General features: G+C 40.1%; 24 protein-coding genes. 7 read left to right on the plus strand and 17 right to left on the minus strand.

The features are described 5' to 3' along the window. Positions 1-83 precede the first annotated feature (83 nt). Both QHT84_RS07260 and QHT84_RS07265 read left to right on the plus strand, forming a co-directional pair. Entirely contained in the window at positions 84-578 is a 495-nt protein-coding gene (locus tag QHT84_RS07260; protein ID WP_283238894.1) for an RNA polymerase sigma factor, read from the plus strand. 5 nt (positions 579-583) lie between these two features. Continuing rightward, positions 584-1,222: a hypothetical protein gene (locus tag QHT84_RS07265; protein ID WP_283238895.1), complete on the plus strand. Its 639-nt coding sequence runs from the start codon at positions 584-586 to the stop codon at positions 1,220-1,222. 27 nt (positions 1,223-1,249) lie between these two features. On the opposite strand, the gene QHT84_RS07270 is transcribed toward QHT84_RS07265, so the two are convergent. The 3 genes from QHT84_RS07270 to QHT84_RS07280 form a co-directional block, all read right to left on the minus strand. Beyond that, positions 1,250-1,729 (minus strand): hypothetical protein, encoded by a 480-nt coding sequence (locus tag QHT84_RS07270; RefSeq protein ID WP_283238896.1) that lies wholly within the window; start codon positions 1,727-1,729, stop codon positions 1,250-1,252. A 539-nt stretch (positions 1,730-2,268) separates the two neighbouring features. Then, on the minus strand, positions 2,269-3,090 hold the full coding sequence (locus QHT84_RS07275; protein ID WP_283238897.1) for a lysophospholipid acyltransferase family protein: 822 nt from the start codon (positions 3,088-3,090) through the stop codon (positions 2,269-2,271). Between the two features lie 40 nt (positions 3,091-3,130). Continuing rightward, positions 3,131-3,769, minus strand: a complete 639-nt coding sequence (locus tag QHT84_RS07280) for an NUDIX hydrolase (RefSeq protein ID WP_283238898.1) — start codon at positions 3,767-3,769, stop codon at positions 3,131-3,133. A gap of 66 nt (positions 3,770-3,835) precedes the next feature. On the opposite strand from QHT84_RS07280, the gene QHT84_RS07285 reads away from it, so the two are divergent. After that, positions 3,836-4,279: a DUF4268 domain-containing protein gene (locus QHT84_RS07285; RefSeq protein ID WP_283238899.1), complete on the plus strand. Its 444-nt coding sequence runs from the start codon at positions 3,836-3,838 to the stop codon at positions 4,277-4,279. Here the strand turns inward: QHT84_RS07285 and QHT84_RS07290 are convergent. Both QHT84_RS07290 and QHT84_RS07295 read right to left on the minus strand, forming a co-directional pair. Then, positions 4,276-4,572 (minus strand): DUF721 domain-containing protein, encoded by a 297-nt coding sequence (locus tag QHT84_RS07290; RefSeq protein WP_283238900.1) that lies wholly within the window; start codon positions 4,570-4,572, stop codon positions 4,276-4,278. The genes QHT84_RS07285 and QHT84_RS07290 overlap by 4 nt on opposite strands. Next, positions 4,572-4,988, minus strand: a complete 417-nt coding sequence (locus tag QHT84_RS07295; RefSeq protein WP_283238901.1) for a hypothetical protein — start codon at positions 4,986-4,988, stop codon at positions 4,572-4,574. Before QHT84_RS07295 ends, QHT84_RS07290 begins: the two co-directional genes overlap by 1 nt. 124 nt (positions 4,989-5,112) lie before the next feature. Between QHT84_RS07295 and QHT84_RS07300 the strand changes: the two genes are divergently transcribed. Then, positions 5,113-6,189, plus strand: a complete 1,077-nt coding sequence (locus QHT84_RS07300; protein ID WP_283238902.1) for a serine hydrolase domain-containing protein — start codon at positions 5,113-5,115, stop codon at positions 6,187-6,189. Positions 6,190-6,193: 4 nt separating this feature from the next. On the opposite strand, the gene QHT84_RS07305 is transcribed toward QHT84_RS07300, so the two are convergent. From QHT84_RS07305 to QHT84_RS07350, 10 genes are all read right to left on the minus strand, one after another. Continuing rightward, the gene (locus tag QHT84_RS07305) at positions 6,194-6,376 is read right to left on the minus strand and encodes a hypothetical protein (protein WP_283238903.1); all 183 of its coding nucleotides are present in this window, start codon (positions 6,374-6,376) and stop codon (positions 6,194-6,196) included. Between the two features lie 5 nt (positions 6,377-6,381). Continuing rightward, complete coding sequence (gene ftsY / locus QHT84_RS07310) at positions 6,382-7,335, minus strand: signal recognition particle-docking protein FtsY (RefSeq protein WP_283238904.1); 954 nt, start codon at positions 7,333-7,335, stop codon at positions 6,382-6,384. Positions 7,336-7,556: 221 nt separating this feature from the next. Beyond that, positions 7,557-7,709: a DUF4295 domain-containing protein gene (locus QHT84_RS07315; RefSeq protein WP_283238905.1), complete on the minus strand. Its 153-nt coding sequence runs from the start codon at positions 7,707-7,709 to the stop codon at positions 7,557-7,559. 48 nt (positions 7,710-7,757) lie between these two features. Then, a complete protein-coding gene (gene rpmG, locus QHT84_RS07320; protein ID WP_112112007.1) occupies positions 7,758-7,940 on the minus strand; it encodes a 50S ribosomal protein L33 in 183 nt (60 codons plus the stop codon). Between the two features lie 27 nt (positions 7,941-7,967). Further along, a complete protein-coding gene (gene rpmB, locus QHT84_RS07325) occupies positions 7,968-8,204 on the minus strand; it encodes a 50S ribosomal protein L28 (RefSeq protein WP_169524749.1) in 237 nt (78 codons plus the stop codon). A gap of 72 nt (positions 8,205-8,276) precedes the next feature. Then, on the minus strand, positions 8,277-9,530 hold the full coding sequence (locus QHT84_RS07330) for a CinA family nicotinamide mononucleotide deamidase-related protein (protein ID WP_283238906.1): 1,254 nt from the start codon (positions 9,528-9,530) through the stop codon (positions 8,277-8,279). Positions 9,531-9,708: 178 nt separating this feature from the next. Further along, positions 9,709-10,053: an Hpt domain-containing protein gene (locus tag QHT84_RS07335; RefSeq protein ID WP_283238907.1), complete on the minus strand. Its 345-nt coding sequence runs from the start codon at positions 10,051-10,053 to the stop codon at positions 9,709-9,711. Continuing rightward, positions 10,053-10,664 (minus strand): fumarylacetoacetate hydrolase family protein, encoded by a 612-nt coding sequence (locus QHT84_RS07340; RefSeq protein ID WP_283238908.1) that lies wholly within the window; start codon positions 10,662-10,664, stop codon positions 10,053-10,055. The genes QHT84_RS07335 and QHT84_RS07340 overlap by 1 nt, the downstream gene beginning before the upstream one ends. Positions 10,665-10,733: 69 nt before the next feature. Next, positions 10,734-11,504: a 3'-5' exonuclease gene (locus QHT84_RS07345; RefSeq protein WP_283238909.1), complete on the minus strand. Its 771-nt coding sequence runs from the start codon at positions 11,502-11,504 to the stop codon at positions 10,734-10,736. A 139-nt stretch (positions 11,505-11,643) separates the two neighbouring features. Next, positions 11,644-11,979 (minus strand): helix-turn-helix domain-containing protein, encoded by a 336-nt coding sequence (locus tag QHT84_RS07350; protein WP_283238910.1) that lies wholly within the window; start codon positions 11,977-11,979, stop codon positions 11,644-11,646. A 267-nt stretch (positions 11,980-12,246) separates the two neighbouring features. Between QHT84_RS07350 and QHT84_RS07355 the strand changes: the two genes are divergently transcribed. Continuing rightward, on the plus strand, positions 12,247-12,771 hold the full coding sequence (locus QHT84_RS07355; RefSeq protein ID WP_283238911.1) for a hypothetical protein: 525 nt from the start codon (positions 12,247-12,249) through the stop codon (positions 12,769-12,771). Positions 12,772-12,793: 22 nt separating this feature from the next. Here the strand turns inward: QHT84_RS07355 and QHT84_RS07360 are convergent, their stop codons facing one another. Both QHT84_RS07360 and QHT84_RS07365 read right to left on the minus strand, forming a co-directional pair. Continuing rightward, the gene (locus tag QHT84_RS07360; protein WP_283238912.1) at positions 12,794-14,101 is read right to left on the minus strand and encodes a dihydrolipoamide acetyltransferase family protein; all 1,308 of its coding nucleotides are present in this window, start codon (positions 14,099-14,101) and stop codon (positions 12,794-12,796) included. 74 nt (positions 14,102-14,175) lie between these two features. Continuing rightward, positions 14,176-15,336, minus strand: coding sequence for a glycosyltransferase family 2 protein (locus QHT84_RS07365; protein ID WP_283238913.1), 1,161 nt, complete (start codon positions 15,334-15,336; stop codon positions 14,176-14,178). Between the two features lie 131 nt (positions 15,337-15,467). Between QHT84_RS07365 and QHT84_RS07370 the strand changes: the two genes are divergently transcribed. Both QHT84_RS07370 and QHT84_RS07375 read left to right on the plus strand, forming a co-directional pair. Continuing rightward, positions 15,468-17,324 (plus strand): ABC-F family ATP-binding cassette domain-containing protein, encoded by a 1,857-nt coding sequence (locus tag QHT84_RS07370; protein WP_283238914.1) that lies wholly within the window; start codon positions 15,468-15,470, stop codon positions 17,322-17,324. Positions 17,325-17,388: 64 nt separating this feature from the next. Next, on the plus strand, positions 17,389-18,168 hold the full coding sequence (locus tag QHT84_RS07375) for an O-methyltransferase (protein ID WP_283238915.1): 780 nt from the start codon (positions 17,389-17,391) through the stop codon (positions 18,166-18,168). Positions 18,169-18,190: the final 22 nt, after the last annotated feature.

Consider the following 18,190-nt stretch of genomic DNA (forward strand, 5'->3'; position numbering starts at 1 on the left):
TCAAATAAAAGGCTTGAATTTGAATTATAAAAAATGTAGTTTTACGTTTGTAACAAAAGCGTTGCTTTCACTACTAACGGACTATGAGTGACCAGCTAGAACAATCATTTGTAAAACAACTGAAGGAAAACCAAAACATCATCCACAAGATATGTAGGCTTTATACCAACGGTGAGGATGCACACAATGATTTGTTCCAAGAAATTACCATACAATTGTGGAGGGCTTTTCCCAAATTCAGAGGAGAATCAAAATTTTCTACTTGGGCCTACCGCGTGGCGCTGAATACTGCTATCACCCTTTATCGGAGAAATACCCGAACCATTGCAACTGTCACCTATGAGGGGCAAAAACACTTTTTAAGTCAGGAAGATTACAACCACGAAGAAGAAGAACAAATCAAGTTGATGTACCAAGCAGTGCAACAACTCAATGATATAGAGAAAGCGTTGGTGTTTTTATATCTTGAAGATAAAGATTACACCGAAATATCAGAAACATTAGGTATTAGCGAAGTTAACGCCCGTGTAAAAATGAACAGAATTAAAGGAAAATTAAAAAAAATACTAAATCCCTAAGGATTATGGATGAGTTGGATTTATTAAAAAAGGCTTGGAAAAAAGACACCCATTCTTTTGAGCAAGTCACTGAAACCGAGATTTACAAAATGCTGCATAAGAAGTCATCGTCTATTGTAAAATGGATATTGATTATCAGTGTACTCGAATTTGCCGTTTGGGCCGGCGTGAATCTTTTGTTTAATACCGACGATGCCATACAGAAACTGCATGCTGAGAATTTCTCTATATACCTCAAGATACTAACCTATATTAACTATGCGGTAGTCATTTGGTTTATTTACAGTTTTTACAGAAACTATGCTAAAATTTCGACTATTACCTCTACCAAACAATTGATGCAGGACATTCTTAAAACGCGTAAAACTGTGCAATACTACGTGTGGTATAACTTGAGTATGATATTTGTCAGCACCATTTTGGGTTTCATTATGGCTTTTGTTTACAACCCAAAAATGGATGCTTTAAAATACAAGATATCGCACGAAAACGGTTATGAAACGATTACCATCACAGTTTGTATTATTTTGGCAATAACAGTGCTCTTTGTGGGATTGTTTTGGTTGATTTATCGCTTACTTTACGGCATTTTGCTTCGAAAATTACACGCCAATTACAAAGAACTCAAGAAAATAGATTTATAAAAAAAAGCGGCCATTTAGCCGCTTTTTCTATTTAAGATACGATTGAATGATTTGCCGCCACTGTTCAGCCAATTGCAATTCTTCATTTCCGTAAACCGGTACAATATGTGGTTTGCTTTCATCGTAAAAAAGCAACGGTTCTATAGCTTGTTTTTCGCTAGTGCTTTGAAAAGCCAATGTCACTTTTTGAGGCTTATTCGTCTGACGCGAATCAAAAACAGTGTCTACCGTACAACGGTTACAATTTCGTAAATCTCTGAAAAGAACATACGGTTCATTAAAATTAAAATCAATGAAGAGCAATCCTTGGTTTTGGGCATCAAAACCCAGTGTTTTCCGATGATGTGTTTCCACTAGAGTAAATTTATATTGGTTGTTTTGACTGTGTTGGGCAAAAAGGGTGTCAATTTTTCGAGTGTCTAGTTTATGCGTTCGCATTACAAAAAAAAGCGGTACCGCAATAATAAGCACCAGTATGGCACTGATGATAATGATAGATAAATCCATGATACGTAAATACAATAAAAGTTAGGCTTCCCGTTAAGGAAGCAATTGATTCAAAATTTCGGTATAAAAACTACTTACCAGAAAAAATGATGCGGAAAAATCAATTGTGAAACACTTTGACAGCGGTTGCTGTCCTGCAATGCATTCTTGGTTGAGCCTGCAATAAAGAATATTCTATTAAGAAAAAATCCATTGTCAAACGCAACAAAAACAGGGCTGAAGGTTTTTGAAACAGTATCATGCAGTGCTCTGAGCGATATACTTTTGGGGTGCAGTATATCTTTCTTAAAATGCTGACTGTTATCAAAATGCTCTTTCTGATGGGTAGACTGACAAACAACGGTTACGGGTTCGGCCTTTGCGGAAATGTTCAAAAAAAGAAACACAACCCAAAGCTTGTAAAACGTAAAAAGTGGTTTTGCCATCATGGTGCAAAAATAGTCGTCTTGATTTCTTTTGTTCGTAAAATAAAGTTAATTTACGCTTTCAATGCAAAGCCAAACGCCATATATCGTAAAATTAAAAAGGATACAAGTGTATTATTCTTCCTTTTCCACCTGCCACTGGCGCAATTTATTGAGACGTTCCTGCTCTTCAATTTCTTCTGCCGGAATGACTTTTAAGAATGACGGATGTTGCTCGATGGCATATTCAATCTTTTCTACAATTTGCTCAACACTTTCATGATTGTAATCAATCTGTAATGGCTCTTTAATGATGAAGGATTGCAGAATATTTTTCTTTTTTACCCGCAGTCCTTTTTTATCAAACGAACGTCTGAAACCATCAATTACAATAGGTACTACGATAGGTTTATGTTGTTTGATGATGTGCGCGGTTCCTTTGCGTACCGGTTTAAAAGATTTAGTAGTGCCTTGCGGAAAGGTAATGACCCAACCGTCATTTAATGCCATCTTGATATTTTCGGTATCGTTCGGATTCACATCTCGCTTTTCGGTAACATCTTTTCCGCCTGAACGCCATGTTCGTTCCACGGTAATCGCTCCGACGTAGGCCAGAATTCGGGGTAATAATCCCGCTTTCATGGTTTCGCTGGCCGCTACATAATAAATATTGAGTTTGGGTTGCCACAAGTAACCCACGTTTCTAATATGGTCTTGTCGTCCCGATAAACTGGCGTTAAACACATGAAACATGGCCACCACATCGGCAAAATACGTTTGATGGTTGGAGATAAACAAAACATTCTTATCCGGGAGCGATTTGATGATTTCGGACCCCTCAATATGCAATTCGTTAAATCCGCGGTATCGTCGGTGCGTAATGACACCGAAAATGCGAATCAACCATTTTTTGATAAAAAGAATATGACCAAAAGGATTTCGCTTAAACAATCCCATAGTTTTATAATTTGGATTGCAAAGCTACAAAAACTTGACCTTATAACACTAATTTAAGTGTGTCTTTGAGTTCACTTAACATCATCGCGGTGGCACCCCAAACAAAATGCTCATTCACTTGAAATCCGGGCACCTCAACAGCACCGGCGTAGGACGTATGCATAACTTCATGAACCATAATACGGTCGTCCATAAAATCGGAAAACGGTAACTCTACCAAACCGGCCACCTCGTCGGGTTGCAATACAAAATCGAGCTCATTGACACTATATCCCATAAACGGATACACCATAAAATTACTGGGCGGAATGTAAACCTCTGAAAAAGGACGAATGACACTGATGGTATCCCGATGTACTCCTATTTCTTCGTGGGTTTCCCGTAAGGCTGTATCGGCTAAATCACGGTCAAAATGCTCTACTTTTCCTCCGGGAAAAGCAATTTGAGAGGAATGAACACCATTGTAAGAAGTACGTAGGATTAATGCCAAATGTGTTTCCTTGTTTCTGGGATAAAAAAGCATCATAACCGCTGCCTTTTTAGGATTAATCTGTTCAAAATTAATTTTACTCAAAAGTTCCATCCGATTAGACGGTGCCATTTTTGCATGGGAATGCGTGGCCGGAAGGTCAACATTTTGTATTTTTGGCGCGTATTTTAAGAAATCCTGAAAAAGCATTGTTGCGATTTTAAGACCTAAAGTTACCTCAAAAAAACATGCCTTTCAAAATTTTAATGCACTAAAATGTACAGCAAAGAAGAAGCCCAACGCATCAAAAAAGAATTTTGGACCGCTTTTGCCGAGGCTTATCCTCGCAAATGGCTGTTGTATGACACTAAAATAAAGGATGTTACTTTCAAATTTTACATTGATAATAAAAAAGCGCAAGTACTACTCGACATTGAACCGAAAGACGAGGAAAAGCGTAAAATTTATTATGAAAAGATAGAATCACTGAAGACCATTTTACACGAAGAATACCTTCCGGAAGCTATTTTAGAGCGTCATTTTTATTTGGATAACGGCAAAGTAATCAGTCGGATTTGGGTTGAAAAAACCGGTGTCAGTTTACATAACAAAATATACTGGCCGGAAATTTTTGATTTCTTTCATGAAACCATGAGTGCTTTTGAATACTTTTTCTACGAATACGAAGAATATATAAAAGACTTAGAAATCAATACTTAACGAAGAATTACGTCTTTCACGACTTCTTTCCCTATTTCTTCATTAATCATCTTGATAATTTTTTGCTTGCCGTAACTCAGTTCCTCACGCAATACCGCAGAGGTCAGCGAAACGTAAAGTGTAGAACCTTTGAGCATCACTTCTTTGGTATAACTGTTTACCCCGTTCCCCATGAGCATTTTCCAGGCGTGCTGTACATCAATTTTGTCCATACCATCTTGTAGTTTATTCACCTGAATAAACTCTTTGAGAATATCGCCGATAGCACTTTCATTACTGAGACGTTTGGCCATTATTTAAGTGAAAAAGGTTTGAATTTTTTATAACTGTAGATAAGCCCTTGCTTGTTTTTGAGGACCAAAACCGAATCTTCCAAGGTCAGAATCTCTTCATTCCACTTACCATAATTGGTTTGGCATTCCAGGTACAAAGAATGGTCTACTTTAAACACTTTGAGACTCTCTTTTATACCATTGGTTTTGAAGGTACCGTCAAATTGCGGCATCACTTTTTGGCGGAAACCTGCTTTGTCTTTAATTTCAATAAAATCAACGGTTTCATTAACTTTATAGTCTTTAGTTTCTCCGTCAGCAAGGGTGACTTGCTTAATTTCCCAATAGCCGTTGAGCTTAGGTAAAGTCGACGCGTCTATTTCCTTCTGACAGGAAACGAGCAAAAAAACAAAAGCGAAAACCATTACTTTTTTCATGGAAAATAGATTGAAATGAAACACAAAAATACTGGTTTACCCTAAAATGATGATGGTAAATCAAATTAATGTTATCAACATTAAACTATTTTATAATTTTAAGGTCTTAAGACAAAAAAACGATATGAAAAAGTGGATACTCTTTGTTGGCCTTGCCTTTACCCTTGGCGCTTGCAGTTCGGACTCTTCCGACAACACCCCTACTGAAGAAACCATGTACTTTCCGCCCAGCGACGGAACCAATACCTGGGAAACCAAATCGGTAGCCGATTTGGGCTGGAACCAAAGTGCCGTACAGCCACTACTCGATTATTTAGAACTTAAAAATACCAAATCGTTTATCATTTTGGTCAACGGTCGTATCGTTATGGAGCAGTATTTTAACGGACATACCGCAAATTCGCCTTGGTATTGGGCCAGTGCCGGAAAAACACTTACGGCTACTGTGACGGGAATTGCGCAAGATGAAGGCTTGCTCAACATCAACAATAAAGTTTCCGATTATTTAGGCACCGGATGGACCAGCGCTCCGTTGGCCAAAGAAAACCTGATAAGCTGTAAAAATTTATTGTGCATGAACTCGGGGTTAAACGATGCCTTGGGCGATGATGTTTCTCCGGCCAACTTACAGTATGTAGCCGATGCCGGAACGCGTTGGGCATACCACAATGTCTATGTGAAACTACAAGATGTGGTGGCGCAAACCAGCGGACAAACCTGGAGTACTTATTTTAATACCAAACTGAGAGATCGCATCGGGATGACCGGCGGTGCTTGGATTCAGAGTGACGGTTTGAGTGTATACTGGAGTACGAGCAGAAACATGGCTCGATTTGGTTTATTGGCGCTCAACAAAGGCAATTGGAACGGAACCACTATCGTAAATCAATCCTTTTTTAATGACGCCACTACCACTTCCCAAAATATTAATTTGGCTTATGGTTACTTGTGGTGGCTCAACGGTAAAGCATCGTTTCACTTACCGCAAACCCAACTGCAATTCAACGGTACTTTGATTCCGAATGCCCCAAGCGATATGTTTGCCGCCTTGGGTAAAAACGATCAAAAAATTTATGTGATACCGAGCAAGAAAATGGTCGTTATCCGAATGGGAGAAGTCGCCAATCCCGACAATCCGACTTTCGCCTTATCGGGGTTTGACAATGAATTATGGGATAAAATCAGTGATTTATACCAGTAAGAAACTATTTTTTGTTTAGCAAACGAATCGTTGAATACACAAACAATAAAAAAGCAATTAATCGCAAACCCATGAAAATATTAGGCAATGGTTTTTCGATAAAATAGCTTAAAACCGCAATTAAAACACTAATTCCTATGAGTTTAAGCGGAGAAGAATCTTTGAAGAAAGATGTAATTTTACTCATGTTTGTTATTTAAAAAAAGAGTCTACAAATTCATATTTATTAAACACCTGTAAGTCGTTGATGCCTTCGCCAACGCCAATATATTTTACAGGAATTTGAAACTGATCGGAAATACCGATTACCACACCACCTTTGGCTGTACCATCGAGTTTGGTCACGGCCAAGCAAGACACCTCGGTGGCCGCGGTAAATTGTTTGGCTTGTTCAAAAGCATTTTGTCCGGTCGAACCGTCCAGCACTAACAACACATCGTGTGGCGCGTCGTCAACTACTTTTTGCATGACGCGTTTTACTTTGGTCAACTCATTCATTAAATTGACTTTATTGTGCAATCGACCGGCCGTATCGATGATGACCACATCGGCGTTTTGGGTGACCGCACTTTGCAAAGTATCAAAAGCTACTGAAGCCGGATCGCTACCCATTTGCTGTTTTACAATGGGAACGCCTACTCTATCGGCCCAAATTTGCAACTGGTCGATGGCGGCCGCTCGGAACGTGTCTGCTGCGCCTAAAACGACCGAATACCCTGCTTTTTTAAATTGGTTGGCCAATTTACCAATGGTAGTAGTTTTACCCACGCCATTAACACCAACCACCATAATCACATACGGTTTTTTAGTTGAAGGAACGGTAAACTCGGTTTCTTCACCCGATTGGGTTTCTGATAACAACGCGGCAATTTCTTCGCGTAAGATGCTGTTGAGTTCATCGGTACCGAGGTACTTATCGCGCGAAACGCGCTCTTCGATTCTTTCGATGATTTTAAGCGTGGTATTCACCCCAACATCCGAAGACACCAATACCTCTTCTAAGTTGTCCAATACCTCATCATCGACTTTCGATTTCCCGGCAACGGCTTTGGTTAGTTTGGAAAAGAAAGAGGTTTTGGTTTGTTCTAAACCTTTGTCTAACGTTTCCTTTTTTTCGGAGGAAAATATTCTTTTGAAAAAACTCATATTCGATTTGAAAATTTAGCCCGGATAGCAGCGGAAAGCCCGGAAGCTTGAAGGTGTGGCTTTTGAAAATGGGCGTGGCGACCAACGGAAGCCGGCGCGCGTTTTACATAAGCCCGCCTTGAAGGTGAGGACTTGCAGCGGATAGCCGGAGTTGCTGCAAATATAAAAATAAAAAAGCCACTTCCGAATGAAAGTAGCTTTGATATATAGAGTTTGTTAAATTATTTCTTTTTAAGGAAATTGTCTACATCTTCAGGAGACATGATGGCTTCCTGGAAAGTGTAAGCGCCTGTTTTTGGAGATTTCACCATTTTGATTGCTTTGGTTAATCTTTTAGAAGCGGTTTGTAACGTTGCTACGGTTTTCTTTGCCATGACTTATATTGTTTATTATGAAATTTTAAATACGCTTAAAACTTCTAATTATTTAATCTCTTTGTGAACAGTCATTCTCTTTAAGATTGGGTTGAATTTTTTGATTTCCAATCTGTCCGGAGTATTCTTTTTATTTTTCTTGGTGATGTAACGAGAAGTTCCAGGAAGCCCTGTAGCTTTGTGCTCAGTACACTCTAAAATCACTTGAATTCTATTGCCTTTCTTTGCCATCTTACTTAATTTTTATAGGTTAGGGAATTATCCGATAAATCCGTTTGCTTTAGCATCTTTCAATACTGCCGCTAACCCTTTTTTATTGATTGTTTTAATTGTAGATGCTGCTACTCTTAACGTAATCCATCTGTCTTCTTCAGCAAGATAGAAACGTTTTTTAACTAAGTTCACTGAAAACTTTCTCTTAGTTTTGTTCATAGCGTGAGAAACATTATTTCCTACCATCGCTCTTTTACCTGTAAGGTCACAAACTCTTGACATTATGCTTTACTTTTATCGTTATTCAAAATCAGGGTGCAAACTTACGCAAAATAAATCATTGTAACAAAAAAATTATGGCAGAAATTTTAAAATTTCTTTTTGCAGCATTTCCAACGCTTTGTTTGCCGTTCTATCTATCACTTTTTCACGCGGTTGGCCAAAATCAAACTCCGCAACCATCACATCATTAGGCGTAGCCAAAGCAATAAAAACCGTCCCTACTGCCGCTTTTCCGGGTTCGGAGGTCGGCCCTGCATTTCCGGTGGTGGCAATGGCAAAATCGGTTTGCAATATTTTTTGAACTTGTGTTGCCATGGCCGAGGCTACTTCGGCACTAACCACGCCAAACTGTGCGATTAACTCGGAATCAATACCCAACACTTTGATTTTGGCTTCGGTTGAATACGATACTACACTGCCTTTAAAATAATTGGAAGCCCCGGGAACTGAGCTCAGCAATTGTGCAATTTTTCCGCCCGTACAACTCTCGGCAGTGGCAATGGTTTTGTTTCGAGCCATGAGTTGTTGGCCAATCATCACTTCGATGGTTTCGCCTTCGTCGAAGCCTACAATAATATCACCGATGATTTGAGCCAAAGACTCTACATTATCGGCTATGGCTTTTTCCAATACCACCGGATCGGTTCCTCTGGCAGTGAGTCGTAAACGCACTCTGCCCGGCGCCGGCAGGTAGGCCAACTTGATAAACTCGGGTAAATTATTTTCCCATTGCTCAATACGCTCGGCCACCATGCTTTCACCCTGACCGTAAGTGAGTATGGTTTTGTGAACAAAATAAGGACGTTGGTATTCTCGGACTAATTTGGGGATAATTTGATGGTCTACTATATGCTTCATTTCATACGGCACGCCGGGCAGCGATATAAAAACCGTATGTTCCTTTTTCATCCACATGCCCGGTGCGGTTCCTACAGCATTGAACAAGATTTGACACCGCGACGGCACCAAAGCCTGGTCCTTGTTGAGCTGATTTATCGGGCGCTTGTAAAACCCTTCTATTAATTGCGTAACATGCGCTAAGACTTCGTCGTTAACAACCAATTCATCGTTGAAATATTCGCAGAATGTTTTTTTGGTAATATCGTCTTTAGTGGGTCCCAAACCGCCGGTAATAATAACCACATCGACTTGATTTTGAAGCGCGGCGAAAGTGGTTAAAATATGCTGTTTGTCATCGGATATGGAAAGCATTTCATGCGTTTGGATGCCAATTTTATCGAGTGCTTTGGCGATGTAGCCCGAGTTGGTATCGACGATTTGCCCGATGAGAATTTCGTCGCCGATGGTGACTATGGTTGCTTTCATTTTTAGGTACTGCGGTTCTAAGTTTCCAAGGCTACTTGTTTAGTTTCCAAACAAAAAAATGGAAACCTGACTAGCCCCGATTGAAGTGGCATCCTCACTGAAAGTGAGATATAACGAAAAGCGGGAATTACCTTTGCCGATAACTCCCGAGTGTCCTGCCTTTCGGCAGGTTCGCTTCTTATACTTCGAAATCTTTCTTAATTTCTTTGATTGCCTTGTCTACCTGACTTTGAATGCTGGCAAAAGTATCCACAATTTCTTTGCGTTTTCCTTCTCGTTTGGTCCAAGCTTCCACTTCGAGAATTTCCTGATGCGCTACGGTCATGCCCAACAAATCGAGTGTAGGCTTGATTTTGTGCGCATAAGCATACGCCAATTTGTGATCTTTTTCTTTGATACCCTGTTCGATTTGTTTCATATCTTCAGGTACTTCCGTGACAAATAATGTAATGATTTGCATTACAAATTCAGTGTCGTTGTCTGAAAGTGCATAGACTTTCGCTAGGTTGTAGTTTATTGCCATTATTTAATGTGTAATCGTAATACTTTTTTATCTTCCAAGAATCCTTCCAGCACATCTCCGGCTTTGACTCGAGCTACGCCTTCGGGCGTACCGGTAAAAATGATATCGCCGGTTTTAAGGGTAAAAAACTGCGAAACATACCCTATGATTTCATCAATTTTCCACAACATATTTTGGGTATTTCCCTTTTGTACTACTGTCCCATTGTTGTGTAACTCAAAATTAATATTTTCCAATGAACTGAAAGATTTTTTCGGCATAAAGTCGCCAATAATCGCTGAACCGTCAAAAGACTTCGCTTTTTCCCAAGGTAAACCCTTCTCTTTCAACTTGTTTTGCATATCGCGAGCGGTGAAATCGATTCCCAAGCCGATTTCGTCATAGTACTTGTGCGCAAACTTGGGATCTATGTGTTTGCCGACTTTGGTGATTTTGACCAGTACTTCGACTTCGTGATGGATATCCTCACTAAAATCGGGCAGGTAAAATTCCTCATCTTTTTTGAGCATGGCCGTATCGGGTTTCATAAAGATAACCGGTTCATCGGGCCGCTCGTTTTGGAGCTCCGCGATGTGGTTGGCATAATTTCTTCCGATGCAGATAATCTTCATATAATAAGAGTTGTCAGTCGCAGTCGCAGTTAACAGATGGGCACTGAGAACTGTGACTGAAAACTGAGACTATTTGGTGTTTAACTTTCTTAGTTTGATTCCGGTTAATACTTTTTTGGTGTATAACGGGAAATCGGCATTTTGAATCCAACCGAAATAGCCCGGTTCTTTGTCGAATACGTCTTCGACCAATGCCCCTTTGTGCTTTCCGAAGGTAAATATTTCCTGCCCTTTATCGTTTAAGGCTATAAAACCGGCAAAGTCTACCGATTTTTTTCGGGTGGTAAACTCGGCCAGCGCTTTCATATCGTTTTCCAAATCGGGATAACGGTCCAATTGGGCTTTCAAAATCTCATAGGTAGCCATTGTATCGGCTTCCGCGCTGTGCGCGTTTTCCAAACTCTGATTACAGTAAAACTTATAGGCCGCACTCAGTGTCCGCTCTTCTTTTTTGTGAAAGATGGTTTGGACGTCGACCGAAACGCGGTTTTTCATGTCAAAATCGACTTCGGCACGCAATAATTCTTCGGCTAATAGCGGAATATCAAATCGGTCCGAATTGAAACCGCCCAAATCCGAATCCTTAATCATGCTGTGAATTTGCCCCGAGAGTTCTTTGAAGGTAGGCTCGTTAGCTACTTTTTCATCGGTAATACCGTGTACTTGTGAAGCCGTAAACGGAATGGGAATGGTAGGATTCACCAACCACGTTTTGCTTTCCGTGTTCCCGTTGGGATATACTTTAAAAATAGAGATTTCAACGATGCGATCTTTAGCCACATCAATACCGGTGGTTTCCAAATCAAAAAAGCAAATAGGTCGGTTGAGTTTTAATTCCATTATTCCATCTTAAGCTCACAAATATAAAATTTTGCCAGTACCGTTGGTCGATATTTTCATAAAGATTTAAGATACCGACATAAAAAAATCCGTTCCGGTAGAGAACAGATTGATTTTTACCTTTTTGGATTTTGAAAAATTATTGAGGCGTATTGAACTTATTAATCAGCAAATCCATTTTGCGATGCAAGTCGTCAAAAAAATGATTTGGCGCTTTGATGATGATTTCGAATCCGTCGTTGGGATATTCTTCTTTGGCTTTCACGGGCATGGATTTATGCTGATTTTCCGTAAAAAGAGATTCAATGGAGATATCGAGTGCTTGAGCCAATTTGGTAATGTATTCGTGTTTGATGCTTTTCCCTTGTTCCCAATTTCCGATAGTTACCTGACTCACTCCTACCTGATATGCCAATGCTTCTTGTGATAGCTTTTTTTGCTCTCTCAAGTATCTGATTTTGGTTCCGGTATTCATAATCGCTGTTTTATAAAGTTAGTTAGTAGAGATTAGTCGTGTTAAAATACAACTGTAATGTAATAACGTGACAATGACAACTTTATTGTGTGATTTAGCCGGTAATTCTACTGAGGCTATCATGGTAACATATTGATTATAAAAGTTTCTTTTTGAAATCTATAATTTTTCTTTTTGGATAAACGGAATACCCAACAGAACTTTATCCAATCATTTTAAAACTAAAACCGTCATGAAAAGCTGTACGTAACCTTAACAACTTATCTCATGCATTTCTTTGTAAAACGTAAAGCTTTGGGCCGATTTTCATCGGTTATTGCGGCCCTATTGATGATGCCATCAGCGTCGTATGCACAATCTGATTTGACTGCTATCGTAAGAGGCAGCGAAATATTAGTCGGTGGTTTGATTACCCTTTTTTCTTCTTCCAAAACCAATTCGGTGAGCACTACCGTGGAAAGTGTTTGTATCAAAAACAAAATGAATGACAAAGTCACGCTGATTCTAACGCGACAAACGGAAGACGGTGATGATATCAAAAAAGAATTGGTGATTCCGCAAGACAGTAAAGAATGCTTTTACGATTTGCCTAAAGGTGTGTACACTTACGAAATTCTACTGTCTGATGATACCGTTTATAAAAAAGGCGAATATCGGTTCAAAAGTAAAACGGTCATTACCCTGAAAGAAGACCCGAAAGAAGCGGTCGATGAATCGGCACCAAACGAAAATACGACTTCAGAAGAAAACCAAACCGAAACCACCACAAAAGCAAAAACCCCGACAGGATAGTCGGGGTTTTTGCTATGTTTACTTAGTATTCTCTGTTAACGTCAAAAGCTTCAAGGTAATCGGCTACGCGTTTGACAAAACTACCGCCCAAAGCGCCGTCTACCACTCTGTGGTCGTACGAATGCGACAGGAACATTTTTTGGCGGATACCAATAAAATCCCCTTCAGGCGTTTCGATAACCGCAGGCACTTTTCTGATAGCGCCTAACGCTAAGATACCCACTTGCGGTTGGTTGATGATTGGTGTACCAAACACCGAACCAAAAGTACCTACATTCGTTACCGTATAAGTACCGCCTTGCGTATCGTCCGGTTTTAATTTACCGGCTTTAGCGCGATTACCTAGGTCGTTAACCGCTTTCGCCATGCCCACTAAATTCAATTGGTCGGCATTTTTAATGACCGGCACAATTAAGTTTCCGTTCGGCAAAGCAGCCGCCATGCCCAAGTTGATATTTTTGCGTTTGATGATGTATTCGCCTTCTACCGAGATATTCATACCCGGGAAGTCTTTCAACGCTTTGGCTACCGCTTCCATGAAAATCGGGGTAAAGGTTAGCTTCTCGCCTTCTCTTTTCTCAAAAGCATTCTTTACGCGGTCTCTCCATTTCACAATGTTAGTCACATCCACTTCGATAAACGATTGTACGTGTGCCGAGGTTTGCACTGATTCCACCATGTATTTGGAAATCAGTTTACGCATGCGATCCATTTCCACCATTTCATCCTGACCGTTAACGGATACCGGAACGGCCTGCGTGGCAGGAGTAGCTGCCGGCACTGAAACTGAAGCGACCGGAGTTGCAGGCGCTGCTGCAGGCTGACTGCCTCTGTTTTTAATATAGTTTAATATATCGTCTTTGGTTACCCGTCCGTCTTTTCCGGAACCGGCAATAGCATTCAGTTCGGCTACCGAAATCCCTTCTTCTTTGGCTATGTTTTTTACCAAGGGTGAAAAAAACTTGTCTGAGTCTGAAAAGTCAGCCGGAGCGGTAACGGCTTGAGCAGCTTCTACGGCTTTAACCACTTCCGCAACTGGTGCTGCAACGGGTTCTGTAACCGAAGCTGGTCCGGCTTCCACACTACCGCCTTCGGTTTCAATAATGGCGATGGTTTGCCCCACTTTTACCACATCATTCACCTGAAATAAAATCTCGGTTAAAACACCCGTTACTTCACTCGGCACTTCGCTGTCTACTTTATCGGTAGCAATTTCCAATACCGGTTCGTCGGCATTAATGGTATCGCCTACATTTTTCAACCAATTGGTAATGGTTGCTTCGGCCACACTTTCTCCCATTTTGGGCAATTTCAATTCAAACTTTGCCATATTGATAATCTAAAGTTGCATTTTGTTGTTTCGATTGCAAAATTATAAAAACCTTTTAGGTTTTACTAAGAATGCTACAATTTAATTACTTCTCCTCTGTCGTTACTACTGTTGCTTCCTATGATGAAATCACTTTCAACCGGTAGCATTTTAAACGTGAGCGACTTATTTTTGTTTTCTTCCAAAAAGGCAATGGCTCGTTTAAATCCGGTATAATTGGTATCTAAAATCACCTCGGTTTTTTGGGCCTTCGAAATCGTTTGCGAAATTACTATTTTCCCGTTTTCCATAGTGGTTCTTTCGACACTTTTTTGCAATCGGGTCGCTGTTTTTTCTCTTAACAGCTCATTATCAGAAACCAACACATACTGTTCCGGCGCTTTTTGGGGCTTCGATTTTCCTTGAAAAACTTTCACCAGGGAAAAATAAAAAGCCCCAAAACGTGCCATGACATTGAAAAATACCGAGCGTTTAAAATGCTTCTGGTAGAAAAAATTCATAAACTCGCGAAAGTGCTTCATGTAGGTGGCATCTTTCACGGTGCTTTCTCCTTTGTAATGTATGACCGTCGTTTCGGGGAAATAATAATTGTGTTTTTGAAGTAACAAAGCCCTGTACGACAAATCGATATCGTCGGCATACATAAAACAGTTCTCGTCAAAACCGCCCAGTTCGGTATACAATTTGCGTTTCAAAACCATAAAAGCACCCACGAGTATATCGACTTTTCCGGTTTGGTTTTTACCTAAATGTTGGGCATAATATTGATTGAAAAGCGTTGATTTCGGAAACCATTTATACAATCCGAATATCTTGGTAAACGCTACCCAAGGCGTCGGAATGCCGCGTTTGCTTTCGGGTAAAAAGTTTCCGGTGCCGTCGATCAACTTACAACCCACAATTCCCAAATCTGTTTGCTTTTGGGCGAAAGCCAACACTTTTTCAAACGTATCTTCACTTACAACCGTATCGGGATTTAAGATACACAAGTATTCGCCTTGGGCTTCTCTGACGGCGATATTGTTCCCTTTGGGAAAGCCTGCATTTTCCTTGTTTTCAATCAGTTTGATGTTCGGAAAACGCTGCTTCATCATGGCGCAACTGTCATCCGAAGAATTGTTGTCAATAACAATAATTTCGGCATCCAAATGTTGAATGGCTTTTTCCACACTCAATACACACTGCTCTAAGAAGTAGCGCACATTGTAATTCAGGATGATGACGGATAATTGCATTGGACAAATATAATGTATCAATTTGAAAATTTGAAGATTTGAAGATTTGGAAATGTCGAAAGCGTTTAAAACACTACTTTTGCACCATCAATTTTCAAATTGATTCATTTTCAAATTTTCAAATTATTTTCATGAATTACCTATCCGTAGAAAACATATCGAAATCTTTTGGTGAACGAACCTTATTCAAAGACCTTTCTTTTGGTATCAATAAAGACCAAAAAATAGCCTTTATTGCCAAAAACGGTTCGGGCAAAACCTGTATCATGAATATTTTGAACGGCGAAGACGAACCCGATACCGGACAAGTCGTGATTCGTAAAGGATTGAAAATGGCCTTTTTATCGCAAAAAGACAAACTACAGGATGAGCTGACAATTGAGGAGAGTATCTTTGCTTCAGATAATGAAATTTTGCATGTAATTGAACGCTACGAGAAAGCTTTGGAAAATCCCGAAGACGAGGAAAAATACCAACTGGCTTTCGACGAAATGGATCGCTACAATGCCTGGGATTTTGAAACGCAATTCAAGCAAATCTTGTCCAAGTTAAAATTGGATGATTTAAAACTGAAAGTCAAAAGTTTGTCGGGTGGTCAGAAAAAACGTTTGTCCTTAGCCATCATTTTGATCAATCGCCCCGATTTGCTGATTCTGGACGAACCGACCAATCACTTGGACTTGGAAATGATTGAATGGCTTGAAAGTTATTTTGCCAAAGAAAATATTACCTTGTTTATGGTGACACACGACCGTTTCTTTTTGGAACGGGTGTGCAACGAAATCATCGAACTCGATAACGGAAAACTATACAGCTACAAAGGCAATTATTCCTATTATCTACAGAAAAAAGAAGAGCGCTTGGCCATGGAAAGCGCCACCATTGATAAAGCACAAAATCTTTTTGTCAAAGAATTGGCCTGGATGCGCCGTCAACCCAAAGCACGAACCACCAAATCGAAATCGCGTCAGGATGATTTTTATAAAATTAAAGCCGTAGCCGAAAGCCGTCGCAAAGAAAATGTGGTTGAACTCGAAATCAACATGGAACGCATGGGCAGCAAAATTATCGAGCTGCACAAAATCTACAAAAAGTTTGGCGACAAAGTCATCCTGGACAACTTCAGTTACGATTTTCAGCGCGGGGAACGCATCGGCATTATCGGGAAAAACGGGACCGGAAAATCGACGTTTCTCAACATCTTAACCAAAACCATCCAACCCGATAGCGGCAAAGTGGTCATTGGCGATACCATCAAAGTGGGTTATTATACGCAAAGCGGTATCAACCCGAAACCGGGACAAAAAGTCATTGACATTATCAAAGAATACGGCGAATACATTCCGCTCACCAAAGGCAAAATCATCTCGGCTACGCAATTGTTGGAACGCTTTTTATTTGATACCAAAAAGCAATACGATTATGTGGAAAAACTGAGCGGAGGCGAATTGAAACGCTTGTATTTGTGTACGGTATTGATTCAGAATCCGAACTTTTTAATACTCGACGAGCCTACAAACGACTTGGATATCGTAACCTTAAACGTATTGGAAAGTTTCTTGTTGGATTATCCGGGTTGTTTATTAGTGGTGTCGCACGATCGGTATTTTATGGATAAGATTGTCGACCATTTGTTTGTGTTTCGGGGCGCGGGTGAAATTGAAGATTTCCCTGGGAATTATTCCGATTTCAGAGTCTATGAAGACAGTCAGGAACCCGAAAAAAACGAGACTAAAGAGAAAGTCAATTGGAAACAAAATAACCCTATGACTTCGGGCTTGAGCTTTAACGAACAAAAGGAATTCAACAAAATTGAACGCGACATTAAAGACCTCGAATACGAGAAAAAACAAATCGAAAACCTCTTCGCTGAAGGTAAAGTGGCTGATGCCGACATTACTAAAAAAGCCGAAGAATTACAAGCTATTATCAATAAATTAGAGGCCAAAGAAGAACGTTGGTTTGAGCTTTCAAGTAAAATGGAATAAACAACTGTCAGCCTTTAGCCTTTAGCCAAAAAAAACTAAAAGCTAAAAGCTAAAAGCTAAATAAATGCTGCAACAAGTAAAATCATATCTCAACTTCCTTTACCATTCCAAAAACGAACACGGCGTGCACTCCCCTTTTGTGTTTGATTTGGTAACGAAATGCTTTTACGACAAACAACACTATCCCGAATACAAGCTTCTGAAAAACTATCGCAAGGCGCTTTTACAAAACAAAAACACCATCGAAGTCACCGATTTCGGCGCGGGTTCCCGAGTTTTTAAAAGCAACACACGAGTCATAAACCAAATCGCCAAAACGGCCGGAATTTCGTCCGAAAGAGCTAAATTATTGTTCCGAATCACGCGCTATTTCCAACCTGAAAACATCCTTGAAATCGGCACTTCCCTGGGATTGGCCACGGCTGCTTTATCACTGGGAAATCCTAAGTCTAAAATCACCACCCTAGAAGGTTGCGAAAACACTTTGGCGGTAGCGCATCATCAATTTGAAGCCTTTGATTTAACCAACATCCGTTCTGTCGCAACAGAATTTAGTTCCTTTATAAAAAACCTACAACCTATAACCTACAACTTAAAACTCATCTACTTCGACGGCAACCATTCCAAAGCCGCAACACTCGAGTACTTTGAACTATTACTGCCTACTATCACCAACGAAACCGTATGGATTTTCGACGACATTCATTGGTCGGCCGATATGGAAAGTGCTTGGGAAGTTATCAAAAACCACCCGAAAGTAACCGTGACCATCGACACGTTTCAATGGGGATTGGTCTTCTTCAGAAAGGAACAACCCAAAGAACATTTTGTGATTAGAGTCTGATTTTTGTAACAAACCGTTTTAA

Source organism: Flavobacterium sedimenticola (assembly GCF_030053345.1).
Classification (GTDB): Bacteria; Bacteroidota; Bacteroidia; order Flavobacteriales; family Flavobacteriaceae; genus Flavobacterium; species Flavobacterium sedimenticola.

Coding starts and splice junctions, on each gene's coding strand:
- QHT84_RS07355 (WP_283238911.1), top strand. CDS start 12,247: ATGCATTTCTTTGTAAAACGTAAAGCTTTGGGCCGATTTTCATCGGTT.
- QHT84_RS07260 (WP_283238894.1), top strand. CDS start 84: ATGAGTGACCAGCTAGAACAATCATTTGTAAAACAACTGAAGGAAAAC.
- QHT84_RS07285 (WP_283238899.1), top strand. CDS start 3,836: ATGTACAGCAAAGAAGAAGCCCAACGCATCAAAAAAGAATTTTGGACC.
- QHT84_RS07295 (WP_283238901.1), bottom strand. CDS start 4,988: ATGAAAAAAGTAATGGTTTTCGCTTTTGTTTTTTTGCTCGTTTCCTGT.
- ftsY (WP_283238904.1), bottom strand. CDS start 7,335: ATGAGTTTTTTCAAAAGAATATTTTCCTCCGAAAAAAAGGAAACGTTA.
- QHT84_RS07335 (WP_283238907.1), bottom strand. CDS start 10,053: ATGGCAATAAACTACAACCTAGCGAAAGTCTATGCACTTTCAGACAAC.
- QHT84_RS07305 (WP_283238903.1), bottom strand. CDS start 6,376: ATGAGTAAAATTACATCTTTCTTCAAAGATTCTTCTCCGCTTAAACTC.
- QHT84_RS07365 (WP_283238913.1), bottom strand. CDS start 15,336: ATGCAATTATCCGTCATCATCCTGAATTACAATGTGCGCTACTTCTTA.
- QHT84_RS07370 (WP_283238914.1), top strand. CDS start 15,468: ATGAATTACCTATCCGTAGAAAACATATCGAAATCTTTTGGTGAACGA.
- QHT84_RS07375 (WP_283238915.1), top strand. CDS start 17,389: ATGCTGCAACAAGTAAAATCATATCTCAACTTCCTTTACCATTCCAAA.
- QHT84_RS07280 (WP_283238898.1), bottom strand. CDS start 3,769: ATGCTTTTTCAGGATTTCTTAAAATACGCGCCAAAAATACAAAATGTT.
- QHT84_RS07360 (WP_283238912.1), bottom strand. CDS start 14,101: ATGGCAAAGTTTGAATTGAAATTGCCCAAAATGGGAGAAAGTGTGGCC.
- QHT84_RS07315 (WP_283238905.1), bottom strand. CDS start 7,709: ATGGCAAAGAAAACCGTAGCAACGTTACAAACCGCTTCTAAAAGATTA.
- rpmG (WP_112112007.1), bottom strand. CDS start 7,940: ATGGCAAAGAAAGGCAATAGAATTCAAGTGATTTTAGAGTGTACTGAG.
- QHT84_RS07330 (WP_283238906.1), bottom strand. CDS start 9,530: ATGAAAGCAACCATAGTCACCATCGGCGACGAAATTCTCATCGGGCAA.
- QHT84_RS07350 (WP_283238910.1), bottom strand. CDS start 11,979: ATGAATACCGGAACCAAAATCAGATACTTGAGAGAGCAAAAAAAGCTA.
- QHT84_RS07275 (WP_283238897.1), bottom strand. CDS start 3,090: ATGGGATTGTTTAAGCGAAATCCTTTTGGTCATATTCTTTTTATCAAA.
- rpmB (WP_169524749.1), bottom strand. CDS start 8,204: ATGTCAAGAGTTTGTGACCTTACAGGTAAAAGAGCGATGGTAGGAAAT.
- QHT84_RS07265 (WP_283238895.1), top strand. CDS start 584: ATGGATGAGTTGGATTTATTAAAAAAGGCTTGGAAAAAAGACACCCAT.
- QHT84_RS07340 (WP_283238908.1), bottom strand. CDS start 10,664: ATGAAGATTATCTGCATCGGAAGAAATTATGCCAACCACATCGCGGAG.
- QHT84_RS07270 (WP_283238896.1), bottom strand. CDS start 1,729: ATGGATTTATCTATCATTATCATCAGTGCCATACTGGTGCTTATTATT.
- QHT84_RS07290 (WP_283238900.1), bottom strand. CDS start 4,572: ATGGCCAAACGTCTCAGTAATGAAAGTGCTATCGGCGATATTCTCAAA.
- QHT84_RS07300 (WP_283238902.1), top strand. CDS start 5,113: ATGAAAAAGTGGATACTCTTTGTTGGCCTTGCCTTTACCCTTGGCGCT.
- QHT84_RS07345 (WP_283238909.1), bottom strand. CDS start 11,504: ATGGAATTAAAACTCAACCGACCTATTTGCTTTTTTGATTTGGAAACC.